Source organism: Pseudoxanthomonas sp. Root630, from assembly GCF_001427585.1.
Lineage (GTDB): Bacteria > Pseudomonadota > Gammaproteobacteria > Xanthomonadales > Xanthomonadaceae > Pseudoxanthomonas_A.
Genome location: NZ_LMGY01000019.1, coordinates 39,614 through 54,898, shown reverse-complemented (window position 1 = coordinate 54,898; position 15,285 = coordinate 39,614). Strand labels below are relative to the sequence as shown.

18 protein-coding genes are annotated in these 15,285 nt (G+C 68.0%); 5 read left to right on the top strand and 13 right to left on the bottom strand.

The window, feature by feature from the left end; genetic code table 11:
• The first annotated feature begins 74 nt into the window (after nt 1-74).
• Nucleotides 75-2,456 (top strand): hypothetical protein, encoded by a 2,382-nt coding sequence (locus tag ASD72_RS17980; RefSeq protein WP_056881345.1) that lies wholly within the window; start codon nt 75-77, stop codon nt 2,454-2,456.
• 40 nt (nt 2,457-2,496) lie between these two features.
• On the opposite strand, the gene ASD72_RS17975 is transcribed toward ASD72_RS17980, so the two are convergent.
• The 5 genes from ASD72_RS17975 to rlmE form a co-directional block, all read right to left on the bottom strand.
• On the bottom strand, nt 2,497-3,291 hold the full coding sequence (locus tag ASD72_RS17975) for a c-type cytochrome (protein WP_056881344.1): 795 nt from the start codon (nt 3,289-3,291) through the stop codon (nt 2,497-2,499).
• Between the two features lie 57 nt (nt 3,292-3,348).
• A complete protein-coding gene (gene folP / locus ASD72_RS17970) occupies nt 3,349-4,248 on the bottom strand; it encodes a dihydropteroate synthase (protein WP_056881343.1) in 900 nt (299 codons plus the stop codon).
• Nucleotides 4,249-4,272: 24 nt separating this feature from the next.
• On the bottom strand, nt 4,273-4,779 hold the full coding sequence (locus tag ASD72_RS17965) for a hypothetical protein (RefSeq protein WP_155944730.1): 507 nt from the start codon (nt 4,777-4,779) through the stop codon (nt 4,273-4,275).
• A gap of 161 nt (nt 4,780-4,940) precedes the next feature.
• Nucleotides 4,941-6,869: an ATP-dependent zinc metalloprotease FtsH gene (gene ftsH, locus ASD72_RS17960; protein ID WP_056881341.1), complete on the bottom strand. Its 1,929-nt coding sequence runs from the start codon at nt 6,867-6,869 to the stop codon at nt 4,941-4,943.
• Nucleotides 6,870-6,918: 49 nt separating this feature from the next.
• Complete coding sequence (gene rlmE, locus ASD72_RS17955; protein ID WP_056881340.1) at nt 6,919-7,551, bottom strand: 23S rRNA (uridine(2552)-2'-O)-methyltransferase RlmE; 633 nt, start codon at nt 7,549-7,551, stop codon at nt 6,919-6,921.
• Between the two features lie 102 nt (nt 7,552-7,653).
• Here rlmE and yhbY point away from each other — a divergent pair, with 102 nt between their 5' ends.
• Genes yhbY through ASD72_RS17940 form a run of 3 tightly spaced genes read left to right on the top strand, consistent with a single transcriptional unit; the run spans nt 7,654 to nt 8,972 of the window.
• Nucleotides 7,654-7,959, top strand: a complete 306-nt coding sequence (gene yhbY / locus ASD72_RS17950) for a ribosome assembly RNA-binding protein YhbY (protein ID WP_056881339.1) — start codon at nt 7,654-7,656, stop codon at nt 7,957-7,959.
• Nucleotides 7,960-7,981: 22 nt separating this feature from the next.
• Entirely contained in the window at nt 7,982-8,359 is a 378-nt protein-coding gene (locus ASD72_RS17945) for an Mth938-like domain-containing protein (protein ID WP_056881338.1), read from the top strand.
• A gap of 13 nt (nt 8,360-8,372) precedes the next feature.
• Nucleotides 8,373-8,972 (top strand): D-Ala-D-Ala carboxypeptidase family metallohydrolase, encoded by a 600-nt coding sequence (locus tag ASD72_RS17940; protein WP_056881337.1) that lies wholly within the window; start codon nt 8,373-8,375, stop codon nt 8,970-8,972.
• Here ASD72_RS17940 and ASD72_RS17935 read toward each other — a convergent pair.
• From ASD72_RS17935 to surE, 5 genes are read right to left on the bottom strand one after another with little or no spacing between them, the layout of a single operon-like run.
• Complete coding sequence (locus ASD72_RS17935) at nt 8,924-9,796, bottom strand: endonuclease/exonuclease/phosphatase family protein (protein WP_056881336.1); 873 nt, start codon at nt 9,794-9,796, stop codon at nt 8,924-8,926. The two genes, ASD72_RS17940 and ASD72_RS17935, sit on opposite strands and share 49 nt — an antisense overlap.
• Nucleotides 9,793-10,584 (bottom strand): peptidoglycan DD-metalloendopeptidase family protein, encoded by a 792-nt coding sequence (locus ASD72_RS17930; protein ID WP_056881335.1) that lies wholly within the window; start codon nt 10,582-10,584, stop codon nt 9,793-9,795. The genes ASD72_RS17935 and ASD72_RS17930 overlap by 4 nt, the downstream gene beginning before the upstream one ends.
• 40 nt (nt 10,585-10,624) lie before the next feature.
• Nucleotides 10,625-11,278, bottom strand: coding sequence for an exopolysaccharide biosynthesis protein (locus ASD72_RS17925; RefSeq protein ID WP_056881334.1), 654 nt, complete (start codon nt 11,276-11,278; stop codon nt 10,625-10,627).
• 4 nt (nt 11,279-11,282) lie between these two features.
• Nucleotides 11,283-11,960, bottom strand: coding sequence for a protein-L-isoaspartate(D-aspartate) O-methyltransferase (locus ASD72_RS17920; protein ID WP_056881333.1), 678 nt, complete (start codon nt 11,958-11,960; stop codon nt 11,283-11,285).
• The gene (gene surE / locus ASD72_RS17915; protein ID WP_056881332.1) at nt 11,957-12,736 is read right to left on the bottom strand and encodes a 5'/3'-nucleotidase SurE; all 780 of its coding nucleotides are present in this window, start codon (nt 12,734-12,736) and stop codon (nt 11,957-11,959) included. The genes ASD72_RS17920 and surE overlap by 4 nt, the downstream gene beginning before the upstream one ends.
• Nucleotides 12,737-12,835: 99 nt before the next feature.
• On the opposite strand from surE, the gene ASD72_RS17910 reads away from it, so the two are divergent.
• Complete coding sequence (locus ASD72_RS17910; protein WP_056881475.1) at nt 12,836-13,378, top strand: Smr/MutS family protein; 543 nt, start codon at nt 12,836-12,838, stop codon at nt 13,376-13,378.
• 9 nt (nt 13,379-13,387) lie between these two features.
• Here ASD72_RS17910 and ASD72_RS17905 read toward each other — a convergent pair whose 3' ends face one another.
• From ASD72_RS17905 to ispF, 3 genes are all read right to left on the bottom strand, one after another.
• Nucleotides 13,388-13,621, bottom strand: a complete 234-nt coding sequence (locus ASD72_RS17905) for a hypothetical protein (RefSeq protein WP_155944728.1) — start codon at nt 13,619-13,621, stop codon at nt 13,388-13,390.
• Nucleotides 13,622-13,752: 131 nt separating this feature from the next.
• Nucleotides 13,753-14,790, bottom strand: a complete 1,038-nt coding sequence (gene truD / locus ASD72_RS17900) for a tRNA pseudouridine(13) synthase TruD (protein ID WP_056881330.1) — start codon at nt 14,788-14,790, stop codon at nt 13,753-13,755.
• Complete coding sequence (gene ispF, locus ASD72_RS17895) at nt 14,787-15,278, bottom strand: 2-C-methyl-D-erythritol 2,4-cyclodiphosphate synthase (protein ID WP_056881329.1); 492 nt, start codon at nt 15,276-15,278, stop codon at nt 14,787-14,789. The genes truD and ispF overlap by 4 nt, the downstream gene beginning before the upstream one ends.
• Between the last annotated feature and the right edge of the window lie 7 nt (nt 15,279-15,285).

Sequence of the window (15,285 nt, the reverse complement as noted above, 5' to 3'; positions counted from 1 at the left end):
CCGATGCGCGCGATGCCGATCATCGCGACGTCGCACACCGTGGACGTTGATGTTTCCCAGCGCGAGTCGACCGGATGCCCGTTCTTCACCTGTTTTCGCCGCGGCCCCTGCTGCCCCTGTTCGCGATGGCTGCGCTGCTCTCCGCATGCCAAGCGGACAACGCCGCGCCCGTCGACGCGACTGCCGCGCAGGCCGCAGCGACCGCATGGCCTGCGGCGGCGGCATCGCCCGTGCGGGTGACGGCAGCGGCCGTCCCGACCACCGCGGTGCCCAACCCGATCCTGTTCGTGACCCAGGTGCCGACGCAGGGCGATCCGTTCGCCAGCCGGATGTCGACCTTCGCCAACCATCTGCCCAGCATGGCGGCGCTGCCGCGCGGGGGCGATCTGATGATCCGCTACCCCGACGGCACGCTGCGCAACCTGACGAAGGAAGCAGGCTTCGGCATGGAAGGCCAGCAGGGCGCCACGGCGATCGCGGTGCGCGAACCGGCCGTGCATTGGAGCGGCACCAAGGCCATCTTCAGCATGGTGGTCGGCGGACCGCCGCAGCGCTACGTGCACCCCACCGCGAAGTGGCAATTGTTCGAAGTCACCGGACTGGGCCAGGGCCAGGCGGTCGTCGTCACGAAGGTGGCGAACCAGCCGGCGGACTACAACAACGTCTCGCCGCTCTACGACAGCCAGGACCGCATCCTGTTCACCTCGGACCGCCCGCGCGGCGGTGAGGCGCACCTGTATCCGCAGCTCGACGAATACGAGAGCACGCCCACGATCACCGGCATCTGGCAACTGGACCCGTCCAACGGCCAGCTGCGCCTGCTCAACCACGCGCCGAGCGGCGCGTTCTCGCCCAGCATCGACAGTTATGGCCGGGTGGTCTTCATCCGCTGGGACCATCTGCAACGCGACCAGCAGGCCGACGCCGGCACCTACGGTGCCTACGACGTGGCCAGCGAGGCCTCCGGGGCCGCGAGCATCGGCCTGCAGCCGGAGACCTTCCCCGAATCGCGCAGCGGCATGGGCAGTGCGTACGGCAACGTCAACGGCTTCACCTACAACCTGTTCACGCCGTGGCAGATGAACCAGGACGGCAGCGAAGAGCTCACGCTCAACCATATCGGCCGGCAGGAACTCTCGTTCGGTTACCTACCGAAATCCTTCTCGACCGATAGCGCCCTGTCGGACTATTCCAACACCGCGCTGATCGCCAACAAGAAATACATCCGCATGGATGGCGGCCTGTTCCAGCTGCGCGAGGACCCGACCGTCGCGGGCAGCTACTACGCCATCTATACCCGCGAATTCGCCACCGGCGGCACCGACCAGATCGTCCGCATTACGGGCGCGCCGAATCTCAACGCAGAGCAGATGGAGATCGTCGATGCCTCGCCGCCCGTCGACGGCAGCGGCAACCTGGCCGGCGGCCGCTTCCGCAGCCCATTGCCGATGAGCAGCGGCCACATGGTCGCCAGCTACACCAGCAGCCCGGCGTTCCAGGCCGGCGTCCCGCTGCGCCTGCACCAGTTGCAGACGAATGCCGGCGGCCTGCTGGTGGCGGGGCCGGCGCTGACCCCGGGCATCACCAAGAACCTGACGTGGTGGGATCCGGACAGCCAGCGCAGCTACAACGGCGTGTTGTGGGAGATCGACCCGGTGGAGGTTGTCGCGCGCACGCGTCCGCCGGTGACCACCACGCCGATGGCATCGCCCGAGCAGTCGGTGTTCGCCAGCGAGCAGGTCAACGAGGCCGCATTCCGCGCCTGGCTGAAAGCGAACGCACTTGCCCTGATCGTCACCCGCAACCAGACCGCCCGCGATCGCGACGACAAGCAGCAGCCCTACAACCTGCGCGTGCCCGGCGGCGTGCAGACGCTGGGAGGCAGCGGCCGGATCTACGAGATCTCGCACTACCAGATCCTGCAGGCCAACATGATCCGCGCCTACAACAATGGCTCGATCTACCAGCGTGGACGCCGGCCGATCGCGCAGCCGATGGCGGTCGCAGCGAATCCGTCCAACGCGGGAGGGCCGGCCGGCAGCGTGCGTATCGCCGCCGATGGCTCGACGGCGGCCTTCGTTCCCGCCAGCCGCGCGCTGACCTGGCAGAGCACGGACACCGCGGGTGTGCCTGTCGTGCGCGAACGTTTGTGGGTGACGCTGCAGCCCGGCGAGATCCGCACGTGTACGGGTTGCCATGGCGAGAACGTGCGCAACCAGGCCGGCGCGGCGCCGTCCACGACGCCACCGGAAGCCTTGCGGCAGTTGTTGCGGCACTGGAAGCAGCAGAACGGCGGCACTCCGATCCGGGTCAATGGCGCGCAGCCGCTGATCCCGACGCCGGCCGCAGCCACGACGCCACCGACGGCGGGCATGCGCGTTGCACCGGTGAACGACGGCGCACCGCTGACCGCGGGATGGCTGCAAACCGTGCAACCGCCTCGCGCGGACCGCTGATCACGCTGGCGAGACGCCCGCGACGTTCAACGCGAGACGTTCAACGGGAATCGAGGAACTGCTTCAGCGCGGCAATCTCTTCGTCGGTCATCACCGGATACCGATAGGCCGCCACGCCGCTCATCATGCCGGTCTTCGATCTGCCGCCGGCAGCGATCTCGCCGGTACGCATCAGCCGGGTGAACTGCTCGGACGTATAGGCCTTGGCGACCACCAGCGACGGCGCGGGATCGCCTTCCCACCCGTTGAGGTCCCAGGCGTGGCATTCCGTGCAGGAGGTGTAGGCCAGGTGCCGGCCGAGTGCGAGCGCCTGCGTCGGGGGTGCGGCCGGTGGTTCATGGCCCGGGTCGGGCACCATGTCGACCAGCCAGGGATGCGTGCCGTCGTTCGTGGATGTCGTGAGCGCGTCGGACCACTGCCCGGCAGGCAGTGTCGGGTTGTCCACGGCCGGCAGGCCACGCAGCCAGGCGGTGATGTCGCGCACTTCGCGGTCGCTCAGGTGCTGGAACATCTTGATCGGCATGCCCCACGGCACATGGTCGTCGTGCGTGCGGCCTTCGCGCAGCAGGGCGGCGAGCGCGGGATCATCGTAAAGCGCGCGACGCTGGGTGAGGTTGGGCGCGACGATGCGGCCCATGTCGGGGTTCTCCATGAACACCTTGCCGGCACCGTCAGGGCCATGGCAGCCGTTGCAGCCGACGCGGGTCGCGACGCGCAGTCCTTCGACGGGATCGCCCGGCGGCGGCGCGGGTACCGACACCACGGGCGGTGACGGCGGCGCGCGGTTGCACGCGGTCAGCAACAGACACAGCAGGACCAGCGATGCGATACGCATGGACGACTCCCCTCCCCGACGCTGATGCCAACGCGGAGGGCGCCATGCGCCGGCCAGTCAGTCGTCGTCGGGCCAGCGGATCGTCGGCGTGGCCGCGGCCTTGCGGGGTGCGGGTACGGCGGCGACGGCGTTCCAGACTTTCAACGCATCGACGGTGGCGGCGACATCGTGCACGCGCACGATCAGGGCGCCGCGCTGCACGGCGATCAGGTGCGCAGCCACCGAACCGGCGGCACGATCCGCCGGCACGTCGCGGCCGGTCAGCTCGCCGATGCTGCGCTTGCGCGACAGGCCCGCGAGCACCGGTACGCCGAGTTCGACGAAGCGTTCGAACTGCGCGAGCAGTTGCAGGTTGTGCGCAGTGTCCTTGCCGAAGCCGAAGCCCGGATCGATGACGATGCGCTTCTTCGGGATGCCCGCCATCTCGGCGGCGAAGATGCGCTCGGCCAGGAAGCGATGCACGTCACCCACCACGTCGTCGTACTGCGGCGCGGCCTGCATCGAGCGCGGCTCGCCCTGCATGTGCATCAGCACCACCGGCACGCCGAGCGCAGCCGCGGCATCGAGCGCACCCTCGCGGCGCAGGCCGTAGACATCGTTGATCAGGCCGGCGCCCGCCTGCACGGCGGCACGCATCACCTCCGGCTTGGAGGTGTCGATGCTGATCGGCACGGACACCTGCGCGGCCAGCCGTTCGATCACCGGCACCACGCGGCGGAGTTCTTCCTCCACCTCGACATCGGCGGCGCCGGGACGCGTGGACTCGCCACCGATGTCGAGCAGGTCGGCGCCCTCTTCCACCAGCTTCAGTGCATGCGCGACCGCAGCGTCGGTGGTGTCGTGCGCGCCACCGTCGGAGAACGAGTCCGGCGTGACGTTGACGATGCCCATGACCTGCGGGCGGTCGAGCCGCAGGATGCGGCCGGCGCAATCAAGCTGGGGAGAGGTGTCGAACATGATGGTCTTCCTGCGTGCTTGCGATCAGCGCAGATCGCCGAGCTGGGCGCCGTCGCTGGGATTGTTCAACCATCCGGCCACGTCCTTGCCGATGGCGTTGACGGTCCGCTCGAGCACCGCGCAGGAGCCCTTGAAGCCGGCACCGAAGCCGCCCCTCGAGTTGCGGCGCGCCACGAACTTCGCGACCTGCTGCCCGTCGCGATACAGCGATCCCTTGACGGTGACCGACTTGTGGTGACCCATCCAGGCATTGCCGGCGCTCTGCGCGTCGTGGATCTCCATCTTCACGACCTGGCCGGAGGCCGTATCCGGCGTGTCCTGGAGCTCGACGCGATGGCCTCCTTCAGCGGCGAAACGGACCAGTGCCGCAGGCAGTTGGGTCGCGATCTCGCACTCGCGCTTGATGTTGCCCGCCACGATCGAATCCTCCGCGAAGGGCACCGATCGTTGCGCCGTGAAGTCCGCCGCGTGGGCGAACGGCGCCATTGAGGACGTCCCCAGCAGGACGACGCCCATCAGGATCCCTTTCACGGCAGCTCCTTTCACGACAGCTCCTTTCATGACTCCCCCTTTCATGACGTCCCCTTGTGGTCGGCGCGACGACCCTTCGGCACCCCGCCTCCGGTATCACCGTGGCCAAGAAAAAAGGCCAGACGCAAGTCTGGCCTTTCATCGTCATGCTGGCAACGCGCTCAGGTCTGCGCGGCCGGCCCACCGATCGGCGGCAATGGGCGCGATTCGGGCTTGTCGTCCTTGTCCGACTTCGTCCAACCCAGCGGCGGCGGCACATCGCGGCCTTCCATGATGGCGTCGATCTGCGGGGCATCGATGGTTTCGTACTGCATCAGCGTATCCGCCATGACGTGCAGCTTGTCGATGTTGTCGGTGAGGATCTTGGTGGTGCGCGCGTACGCCTTGTCCAGGATGTTGCGGACGACCTCGTCGATCTTGCGCGCGGTGTCGTCGGACACGTTCTTGTGCTGGGACACCGAACGCCCCAGGAAGACTTCCTCTTCCTCTTCGGCGTAGGTGATCGGCCCCAGCTCTTCGGACAGGCCCCACTTGGTCACCATGTTGCGCGCCATCTTGGTGGCGCGTTCGATGTCGTTCGACGCACCGGTGGTGACCTTGTCGGCACCGAAGATCAGCTCTTCGGCCACGCGTCCGCCATACAGCGTGCACAGGCGGCTCTCGATACCGGTGCGGTTGATGCTGTACTTGTCGCCTTCCGGCAGGTACACGGTCACGCCCAGCGCGCGGTCGCGCGGGATGATGGTCACCTTGTAGACCGGGTCGTGCTCGGGGACCAGTCGGCCGACGATGGCGTGGCCGGACTCGTGGTAAGCCGTATTGCGCTTCTCTTCCTCGCTCATCGCCATGGAGCGACGCTCGGTGCCCATGATGATCTTGTCGCGGGCGCGATCCAGGTGGTCCATGCGGACCTCCTTGGCGTTCTCGCGGGCAGCGAACAGCGCGGCCTCGTTGCAGAGGTTGGCGAGGTCCGCGCCACTGAAGCCCGGGGTACCGCGCGCGATGACCATCGGCTCGACGTCGTCGGCCAGCGGCAGCTTGCGCATGTGCACGCGCAGGATCTGTTCGCGGCCCCTCACGTCCGGCAGGCCCACGGTCACCTGGCGGTCGAAGCGGCCCGGGCGCAGCAGCGCCGGGTCAAGCACGTCGGGGCGGTTGGTGGCAGCGATCACGATGACGCCTTCGCCGCCCTCGAAACCGTCCATCTCGACCAGCAGCTGGTTCAGGGTCTGCTCGCGCTCGTCATGACCGCCGCCCAGGCCGGCGCCACGATGGCGGCCGACGGCGTCGATTTCGTCGATGAAGATGATGCACGGCGCATGCTTCTTGGCCTGCTCGAACATGTCGCGCACGCGGCTGGCGCCGACGCCGACGAACATCTCGACGAAGTCCGAACCAGAGATGCTGAAGAACGGCACCTTGGCCTCGCCCGCGATGGCCTTGGCCAGCAGCGTCTTGCCGGTGCCGGGCTGGCCGACCATCAGCACGCCGCGCGGAATCTTGCCGCCCAGCTTCTGGAACTTGCCCGGGTCGCGCAGGAACTCGACCAGCTCGCCGACTTCTTCCTTCGCTTCGTCGCAGCCGGCGACGTCGGCGAAGGTGACCTTCACCTGGTCCTCGCCCTGCAGCTTGGCGCGCGACTTGCCGAAGGACATCGCGCCCTTCGCACCGCCGCCGCCGCCCTGCATCTGGCGCATGATGAAGATCCAGAAGCCGATGATCAGCAGCACGGGCAGGAAGTTGAACAGGATCGCCGTCAGGCTGATGCCGCTGGGCGGTTCCTTCTGGATGATCTCGACCTTCTTCGTGCGCAGGTCGTTGATCAGGTCGCGATCGAACGGCGCGTTGATCGTCTTGCTGTCGCCGTTACGGAGGGAGTAGGTGATCTCGCCGACGCCGCCGCGCGCATCGCCACCGAACTCGACGCGCTGGACGTTGCCGCTGTCGACCTGGTCGAGGAAGTCGGAATAGGTCGTGCCGCCCGCGATGGCCGCGGTGCTCGCGCCCTTCGGCGAGAAGCTCTGGAAGACGACCATCAGCACGACGGCGACGACTACCCACAGCAGCAGATTCTTGGTCAGGTCGTTCATCCTCATCGGCTCCGGCGTTCCTCTTTCGTAATACGCACTTTACGTCACCTTACTTGATCTGGGCCCGCTTGCCCTGTCCCAGGGCATACACCTCGGGCGAGCGCTTGCGGGACGCATCCGGCTTGCGGATCGCCACCTTGTCATAGCGGCGGCGAAGCTCGCGGATGTAGTCGTCGGAACCGGCGCCCTGGAACAGCTTGATCAGGAACGCCCCGCCCGGCTTCAGATGGCCGTCGGCGAACTCCATCGCCAACTCCGCCAGGTGCATCATCCGCGGCTGGTCGACCGCATCCACACCACTCTTATTGGGGGCCATATCCGACAGCACAAGGTCCACGGGCGCGCCGTCCAGCATGGCTTCCAGTTGGGATAGGACGCTGTCCTCCCTGAAATCCCCATGAAGGAAGTCCACCCCGGCCAGCGGGGGCATGTCCAGGATGTCCATGGCCACCACGCGGCCGTTGTCGCCCATCGCCTGGCGGACGAACTGCGACCAGCCACCGGGGGCGGCGCCCAGGTCGACCACCACCATGCCCGGCTTGAGCAGGCGGTCGCGCTCGAGCAGCTCCTCCAGCTTGTACGCCGCGCGCGAGCGCAGGCCCTCGGCCTGGGCCTTCTTCACATAGGGGTCGGAGAAGTGTTCCTTCAGCCAGCGCTGGCTGCTCTTGCTGCGGGTAGCCATGGGCGGCGAGGTCTCCGGGCACGCTGCGACGGGAGCCGCCGGAGCCGTTCTGGGGGGCCGCCATGATACCCTGATCCCCCTTTACGACCCGTACCGTGCCGCATGCCTGTAGCCCTGACCGCCGCCCAGACCCGTTTCCTGCGCGGCCAGGCCCATGACCTCAAGGCCCTGCTGCAGATCGGCAACAAGGGCGTCACCGCCGCGTTCATCGCGGAGCTGGATGGCGTGCTGGAGCAGCACGAGCTGGTCAAGGTGAAGGTGGCAGGCGAAGACCGCGAGGCCCGGGACGCCATGATCGACGACCTCGCCGACAAGACCGACGCAGCCCTGGTGCAGCGGATCGGCCACACCGCCGTGCTGTACCGCCCCAGCAAGGAACGCCGGCACATCGTGCTGCCGCGCGGTTGATACGCCGGCGCAGGCCCCCGCCATGCAGCTGAGCCACGAACTGCCCGACTACGCCTTCACCCTGCGGTCCGCCGACGGGCAGCACGCCCGGGTGAACGATCGCCTGTTGACCGCCAGCTTCATCCTGTCGCCACAGCAACTGACCGAGAGCTGGTCGGTCAGCGACAGCGCAGCGCTCACGCCAGAAGACATGGCCCCCCTCCTTGCCCTCCAGCCTGAAGTGATCCTGCTGGGTACCGGTGACCGCCAGGTGTTTCCGCCCGCGGCCGTGATGGCCGCATGCCTGCGCCAGGGCGTGGGGCTGGAAGTGATGACCAACGCCGCCGCCGCACGCACCTTCAACGTGCTGGCCGGCGAATCGCGACGGGTGGTCGCCGGTTTCCTGCTGTCGCCTCGCTGATCCTGCCGCGACGATGCGTCGCGCATTCCTTCTTTTCCTGACCTGCCTGACGATCCCGGCCTGCATCGCCCCGGAACCCGACGAGGCCGCGCGCTACGCGACATGGAAGACCACTTCCCATGCTGCTGGCCTGTCCGGCTACGAGCGCGTGTTGAGTGAAGGCCGGGTGGCGGACGTCGTGCCGATGCAGGCGCTGTTGCGTTCGAGCCGCCGCTGGCGCGCCTGCGATGCGGAAGAATTCGCGCTGCCGCCACCGGATCGCGCCGCAGCGATCATTCCCACGTTGCGTGTGGTGCAGCAACTCCAGGCATCGGGTTGGCTCGATGGCCATGGCATCCGTTCGGGCTACCGCTCGCCGGCGCTGAACACCTGCTCCGGTGGCAGTTCACGTAGCCGGCACCTGGATAACACGGCGCTGGACTTCGACCTGCCGAGCGATGCGCATGTCGAAGACCTGTGCCGTTTCTGGCGCGAACAAGGCCCCGCGCTGGCGATGGGCCTGGGCTTCTATACGCCGACGAAAATCCACATCGACACGTCCGGCCACCGCACATGGGGCAAGGACTATCGGCGCGAAACGTCGCTCTGCATCACCCGCACCCAGACGCCGTAATGATCTGATGGCCATGCGCCGCCGGCATCGGGCCGGTCGAGGATGATGCGCGCGTCCACGACGCGGAACGCATCGCGCTGGACGAAGACATGGTCGATGCGTTCGGGCGGATGGCCCAGGTGCGTGTTGAGCGTGCTGTGCGCGACCGCGTTGGCATCTCCAACCTCGTGAGTGCGCGCGTAGGCCTCGATGAACTTCGCGGCCAGGGGCGCCAGCTCGGGCGTATCGGAGCGCGTATTGAAGTCGCCACCGATCACCGACGGCACGTCGCCGGACGTGGCGTCGATCAGGGCAAGCACACCGGCGACCTGCTCCGCACGGATCGCACCGCCTTCTGGCGTGTGGTGCAGGTGGGTGGCGTAGACGTTCAGTGGCCGGCCGCGCACCGTCGCGCGGACCCACCCCGCATTGCGGTAGTCGTCCAACGGCGCCAGCTTCACTTCGCGGGACGCTTCGACCGTGCCCCGGACCAGGATCGCGTTCCCGTAGCGACGCGCCTGTGACGGCGCATCGACGGAAAAGAACCGGTAGTCGTAACCCAGCCGCGATGCGAGGACCTGCGCCTGGTTGGGCAGAGCGACGTCCTGCAGCACTTCCTGCACGACGATCACGTCGGGCGCGAGCGTGCGCAGTTCGGCCACGATCATGTCCTGCCGATGCCGCCAGTCCTGTTTGTCATGCCAGAGGTTCAGCGTGACCACGTCGAGCGGTGCCTCCGACCCTTTCGCGCCGCGCGCCGTCGAGGCACACCCTGCGAGCACGAAGGCGGCGGCGAGCAGCAGCGCGACGGTGAAGCGCAGGCTTCGCGCCCGGCGGGGAGTCATCGCGCCGGCAGGTACTGCAGCGGATCGACCGGTTTGCCGTTGTGGCGGATCTCGAAGTGCAGCATCTCGCGCGCGGCGCCGCTGCTGCCCATTTCGGCGATCTGCTGGCCGGCTTTCACGCTCTGCCCTTCGTTGACCAGCCGCTTGCGGTTGTGGCCATAGGCGGACAACCACTGTTCGTTGTGCTTGACGATGATGAGTTCGCCATAGCCGACGAGACCGGCGCCGGAATACACCACTACGCCATCGGCCGCTGCGCGCACGGCCTGGCCATTGCTGCCGGCGATGTCGACGCCCTGCTTGGTGGCATCGCCATTGACGAACCGGCCGATGAGGTGGCCGTCGGCCGGCCAGCGCCAGGCGAATCCACTGTTGGCGGGTGCCGGTGTCGCGGCGGGGCGCGTGATCGGTGCCGGCGGCGGCGTGGGCCGCGTGGTGGTACCGGTCGCGGGCCGTGCCGGCGTGGTGGTGGTCGCCGCAGGGCGGCTACCGGAACCCGGATAGAGCTTGAGCGACTGGCCGGGATAGATCGTGTAGGGCGGCGCGATGCCGTTCCAGGCCGCCAGGTCCTTCACGTCGACGCCGTTGCGGAACGCGATGCCGTACAGCGTGTCGCCGCGCTGCACGCGCACGGTGGCGCCAGGCTTGGCCTGCGAAGGTTTGCGGGTGGACGACGACGACGCAGGCTCGCGCACCACGGTGGTGGAGCACGCCGCGAGCGTCGCGATGGCGAAGCCGATCAGGAGGGCGCGCATCATGCGGGTGCCGGAGTGGTGCGTGGTGGTCATGCGTTCTCGTCGTTTCCTCACGGGGCGCGGCGTCGCGGCGTCAGCCGGTCAGTCGCTGGAACAGTTCGCGTACCGCCACACCGCCGCCGCCGATCAGCACGCTGAAGTAGATGATCGTCCCGATGTTCGCAAGATGGCCCAGCAGGATCGCACCGCCATCGCGCTGGATGAAGCCGATGGCGTAGAGCAGCAGGGCCAAGGCTGGCAGGGTGTTGCTGAATGGGACGAATCCGAAAGGCGCCATCAGCAGCAGGGCCGCGAGGATGAAGGCCAGGTTGTTGAACACGCCCTGCCCCGGCCCATCCACGAAGAAACGCAACCGGTGCGGCCGGCTGATCTTCTCCATGCGGCGCACCCAGACCAGCCCCGCGGTAAGACCCGGGCGCAGGCGATCTGCGGGCAACGCCTTGTGTTTCACGCGCGCCGGCAACCACAGCGGTCGATTGAACAGGCGACTGATGCCGACCAGCAGGATGGCCGCGCCGAACACCGTGCTCACGCCGGGGATCGACACCGGGATCAGGAACACCAGCGTCAGCAGGATGGTGAGCAGCAGCAGGCCTTCGTCGCTGAAGACATCCAGCAGTTCGCCCAGGCTCAGGGTGTCCGGCGGAAGGCGCTCGATGATGTCCGCGAGTTGCTGGCCCAGGGAGGCGGCCGGGTCGACGGTCCCGCTGTGTGGCGTGTCGGTCATGCGATCAGTCCAGCGTGCCCGACAGCAGCGGCACGAAGACGACCGGCGCCAGCGTGGTTTCCTCGATGCTGCCGTCCTCGCGCTTCACCAGCCGCACCAGCGATTGCGAACCGCTGCCGCCCACGGGGGCGACCAGTTGTCCGCCGACGGCGAGCTGCTCGATCAGTACCGGCACCAGCGCGGGTGCCGCGGCAGTCACGATGATGCCGTCGTAAGGGCCATGCTCGACCCAGCCGATACGGCCATCGTCGTGCTTGCTGCGCACGTTCATGCCGAGTTGGCGCAGGCGCTTGCGTGCCTGGCGCAGCAGGTCGCCGATGCGCTCGACGGTGTAGACCTCCAGCCCGAGGATCGCCAGCACCGCCGCCTGGTAGCCCGAGCCGGTACCGATCTCGAGCACTTTCTTCGGTGCGTTCTCGAGCAGCACCTCGGTCATCCGCGCGACCACCCAGGGCTGGGAAATCGTCTGGCTGTGGCCGATCGGCAACGCGGTGTCTTCGTACGCCCGCGTGGCCAGCGCCTCGTCCACGAACAAGTGGCGCGGCAGCGTGCGGATCGCATTGAGCACGCGCTCGTCGGCGATGCCCGACTCCCGGAGCCGTTCGACCAGCCGGTCGCGGACGCGCTGCGAGGTCATGCCCATGCCCACCGCTTCAGGTTGCAGGCGCAACCGCGGCGTCATGCAGACGCCTCCAGGGCGGCCGTCAGCCCGCCCACCCAACCGGCCACCTTTTCCAGCGCCTGGTAGCGGGTCAGGTCGACGTGGATCGGCGTGATCGAGATATGCCCGGTGCGGACCGCATGGAAGTCGGTGCCGGGGCCGGCGTCCTGCTCGCGCCCGGCCGGACCGATCCAGTACACCGTGTGGCCACGTGGGTCGGGTTGCGGGACGCAGGGCTCGGACCGGTGACGGTTGCCCAGGCGGGTGACTTCGAAACCGCGCACATCGGCCCAGGCGAGGTCGGGCACGTTGACGTTGAGGATGGTGTCGGCCGGCAACGGATCGGCCTTCAGCCGCGCCACGATTTCCACTGCGGCACGCGCAGCGGTCTCGTAGTGCTTCGCGTCGTGGTTCTTCGTGGCCAGCGACATCGCCACCGCCGGCAGACCGAGGAAGCGCCCTTCCATCGCGGCCGACACGGTGCCGGAATAGATGACGTCGTCGCCCAGGTTCGCGGTGTTGTTGATGCCCGACACCACGATGTCCGGCTCGAACTCCAGCATGCCCGTCAGCGCAAGGTGGACGCAGTCGGTGGGCGTGCCTGCGATGCTGCACGTGTAGTGATCGATGCGCTTGAGCCGGATCGGCAGATCGAGCGTCAGCGAGTTGCTGGCGCCGGAGCGATCGCGATCGGGTGCGACCACGTACACCTCGTGACCCGCGCTGCGCAGGCCCTCTGCCAGGATTCGGATGCCGGGGGCGTCGACGCCGTCGTCGTTGCTGACCAGTACGCGCATGGGGTTCCTCGGGGACGGCCCATGATACCGGAACAGCGCCTGCGCTTCCCGCGCTTGCGCAATCTGGCCGCGATCGGGCGATGTCGCTACGCTGGCGGCATGGTCAAGCCCCCGCCGCCCGACGATGACGATGCCGCACTGTTCCGCGATGCGATCGGCGATGTCCGCCGGTTGGATGACATCCCGCTGCCGCCCCGCAAGGCACCGCCCAAGCCCCGCGCGCGCATGGCCGAGCAGGACGAGCGCGATGCGCGCAGCGAGTTCCAACGCGGGCTGGACGCACGAGAGCTGCATGCCGCCGGCGATGTGCTCAGCCACCGGCGCGACGTGGTGCCGCCACGGGTGTTCCAGCGCCTGAAGCGCGGCCAGTTCTCCGCACAGGACGAACTGGACCTCCATGGTGCGACGGCGCTACAGGCCGAAGGGCTGCTGAGGCATTTCCTGGCGGAGGCCCATCAGCACGACCATGGCTGCGTTCGCATCATCCACGGCAAGGGAACGCGATCCGATGCCGGCGCGCCCGTCATCAAGAATGTGGTCGACAGGATCCTGCGCCAGCGCTCAGACGTGCTGGCGTTCCATTCGGCACCGCCCGCTCAGGGCGGTACGGGCGCGGTGCTCGTGCTGCTCGCCCGGAGCTGAAACCGAAGGTCAACGGGCGGCGGCAATGGTCTCCGGCGCCTTCTTCTTCGGCAGGTGGACCCACATGACGCGGGTGCCACGCAGCTTGGCGACCGTATTGACGTAGCCCACGTAGACCTCGTCCACATCCGTCTGGCGCTGCATGAGCGTCTTGTCGGAGCTGCGTGCGGTCTGGGTGCTCGCGCACGCGGAAAGCAGCACGGTGAGGAACACGGCACAGGAAAGGCAATTGAGGCGACTCATGGCGACCTCCTGGGAGCGGGAAGGATCTGCGGCCCACACGGACAGCGATGCATCACCCGCCGCCGCTGCCTCCGCTTATACGCCCGCCATTCCGCGCTGCCAGTGCTGGCGCGTGCTTTCCGACGAACGGCTCAGGCCGCCCCGGAACCTTCAGACACCTCACCCAACTCATGCAGTACGGCCGTTGCGTAGCTGCCGGGTGGTAGCGCGAACTCCACGTGCAGCGTGGACGCCTCCGGCCAGTGCCACGCCAACCCATCGGGCTTCAGGCGCAGCGCGCGACGCTCCTGGCGGAGCCCTTCCTGCTCAAGTCCGGCCTGCAACGCACGCGCGTCGTCGGCCTGCAGTGCGGCGTCCTCGCAGGCCCGCGCCGCGGCCTGGGCACGCGATTCGCCCGTGCCCCACAGTGGCCCCGTCGGATGGATGTCGAAGTCCGCCAGGCGCTGCGCGAGCGTCTCGTTCCACGGTTCGGGTCCGAATACGCTGCGGCTGCCGGCCAGCATCCACACTTCGCCTTCGATGCCCCGGTTCCAGCTCCCGTCAGCAAGCCGCGTAGCGAGCACGCGATTGAACAGTTCCGAGCGCGCCGCCGACAGGAAAATCGACCGCTGGTCGCGGCGCACCCGTCGACCGGCGAACATCGCCAGCGCCGCGGCCACGTTGCCGCCATCGCGCCCGAATCGTTGCTCGCCGAACCAGTTGGGCAAGCCGTGGGACGCGATTTCGCCGAGCCGCGCATCGATCGCATCACGCTCGCCTTCCACGTCGCGCAGCACCAGCACGAACCGGTTGCCGGCCAGCGCACCGCGCGGCAGCTTGCGCGAATGCCACGTCGCATCGATGACCTTGAAGTCGTCCGCTGCGAGACCTGCCAGATCGGGCGCGACCTTGCGCGGCAGGTGCACGCTGAAACGCTGGCGGGTGACCGCGTGGCGATCCTTCAGCCCGGCATACCCCACGCCCATCTCGGCGATGCCCGCCCAGGCCGCGATGCGCTTGGCGGCGAAGGCGGTGTTCATGCCCCGCTTTTCCACCGTGAGCAGCAGATGTTCGCCCTGACCCGACGGATCGAACCCCGGGAGTTCTTCGACGAAGAAATCTTCGGGCGTGCTGCGGAACCGCGCCGTCAACACGGGCGCGCCGAACGCGCGCGGCAGGCCTTCGCTCACGCCTTCACCAACAGCACCACGGCCTGCGCCGCGATGCCTTCGCCGCGACCGGTGAAGCCGAGCTTCTCCGTCGTGGTGGCCTTGATGCTGACGGCGTCGGTTTCGATACCGAGAGCCGTCGCGACCTGTTCACACATCGCCCAGGCATGCGGCCCGACTTTCGGTCGCTCACAGATCACGGTGATGTCGGCGTTTCCAACCCGCCAGCCGCGTTCGCGCAGCAGCTGCTCGCAGTGATGCACGAACATGATGCTGTCCGCGCCTTTCCAGCGATCATCGGAGGGCGGGAAGTGCCTACCGATGTCGCCGAGCGCGAGCGCGCCCAGCATGGCGTCGCACAGCGCGTGCAGCACCACGTCGCCATCGCTGTGCGCCAGCACGCCCCGGTCGTGCGGCACGCGCACACCGCCCAACATGACGTGGCCGCCCTCGCCGAAGGCGTGCACGTCGAAGCCCTGGCCGATGCGGATGTTCAAGGTGTCTGGCATGGCGATA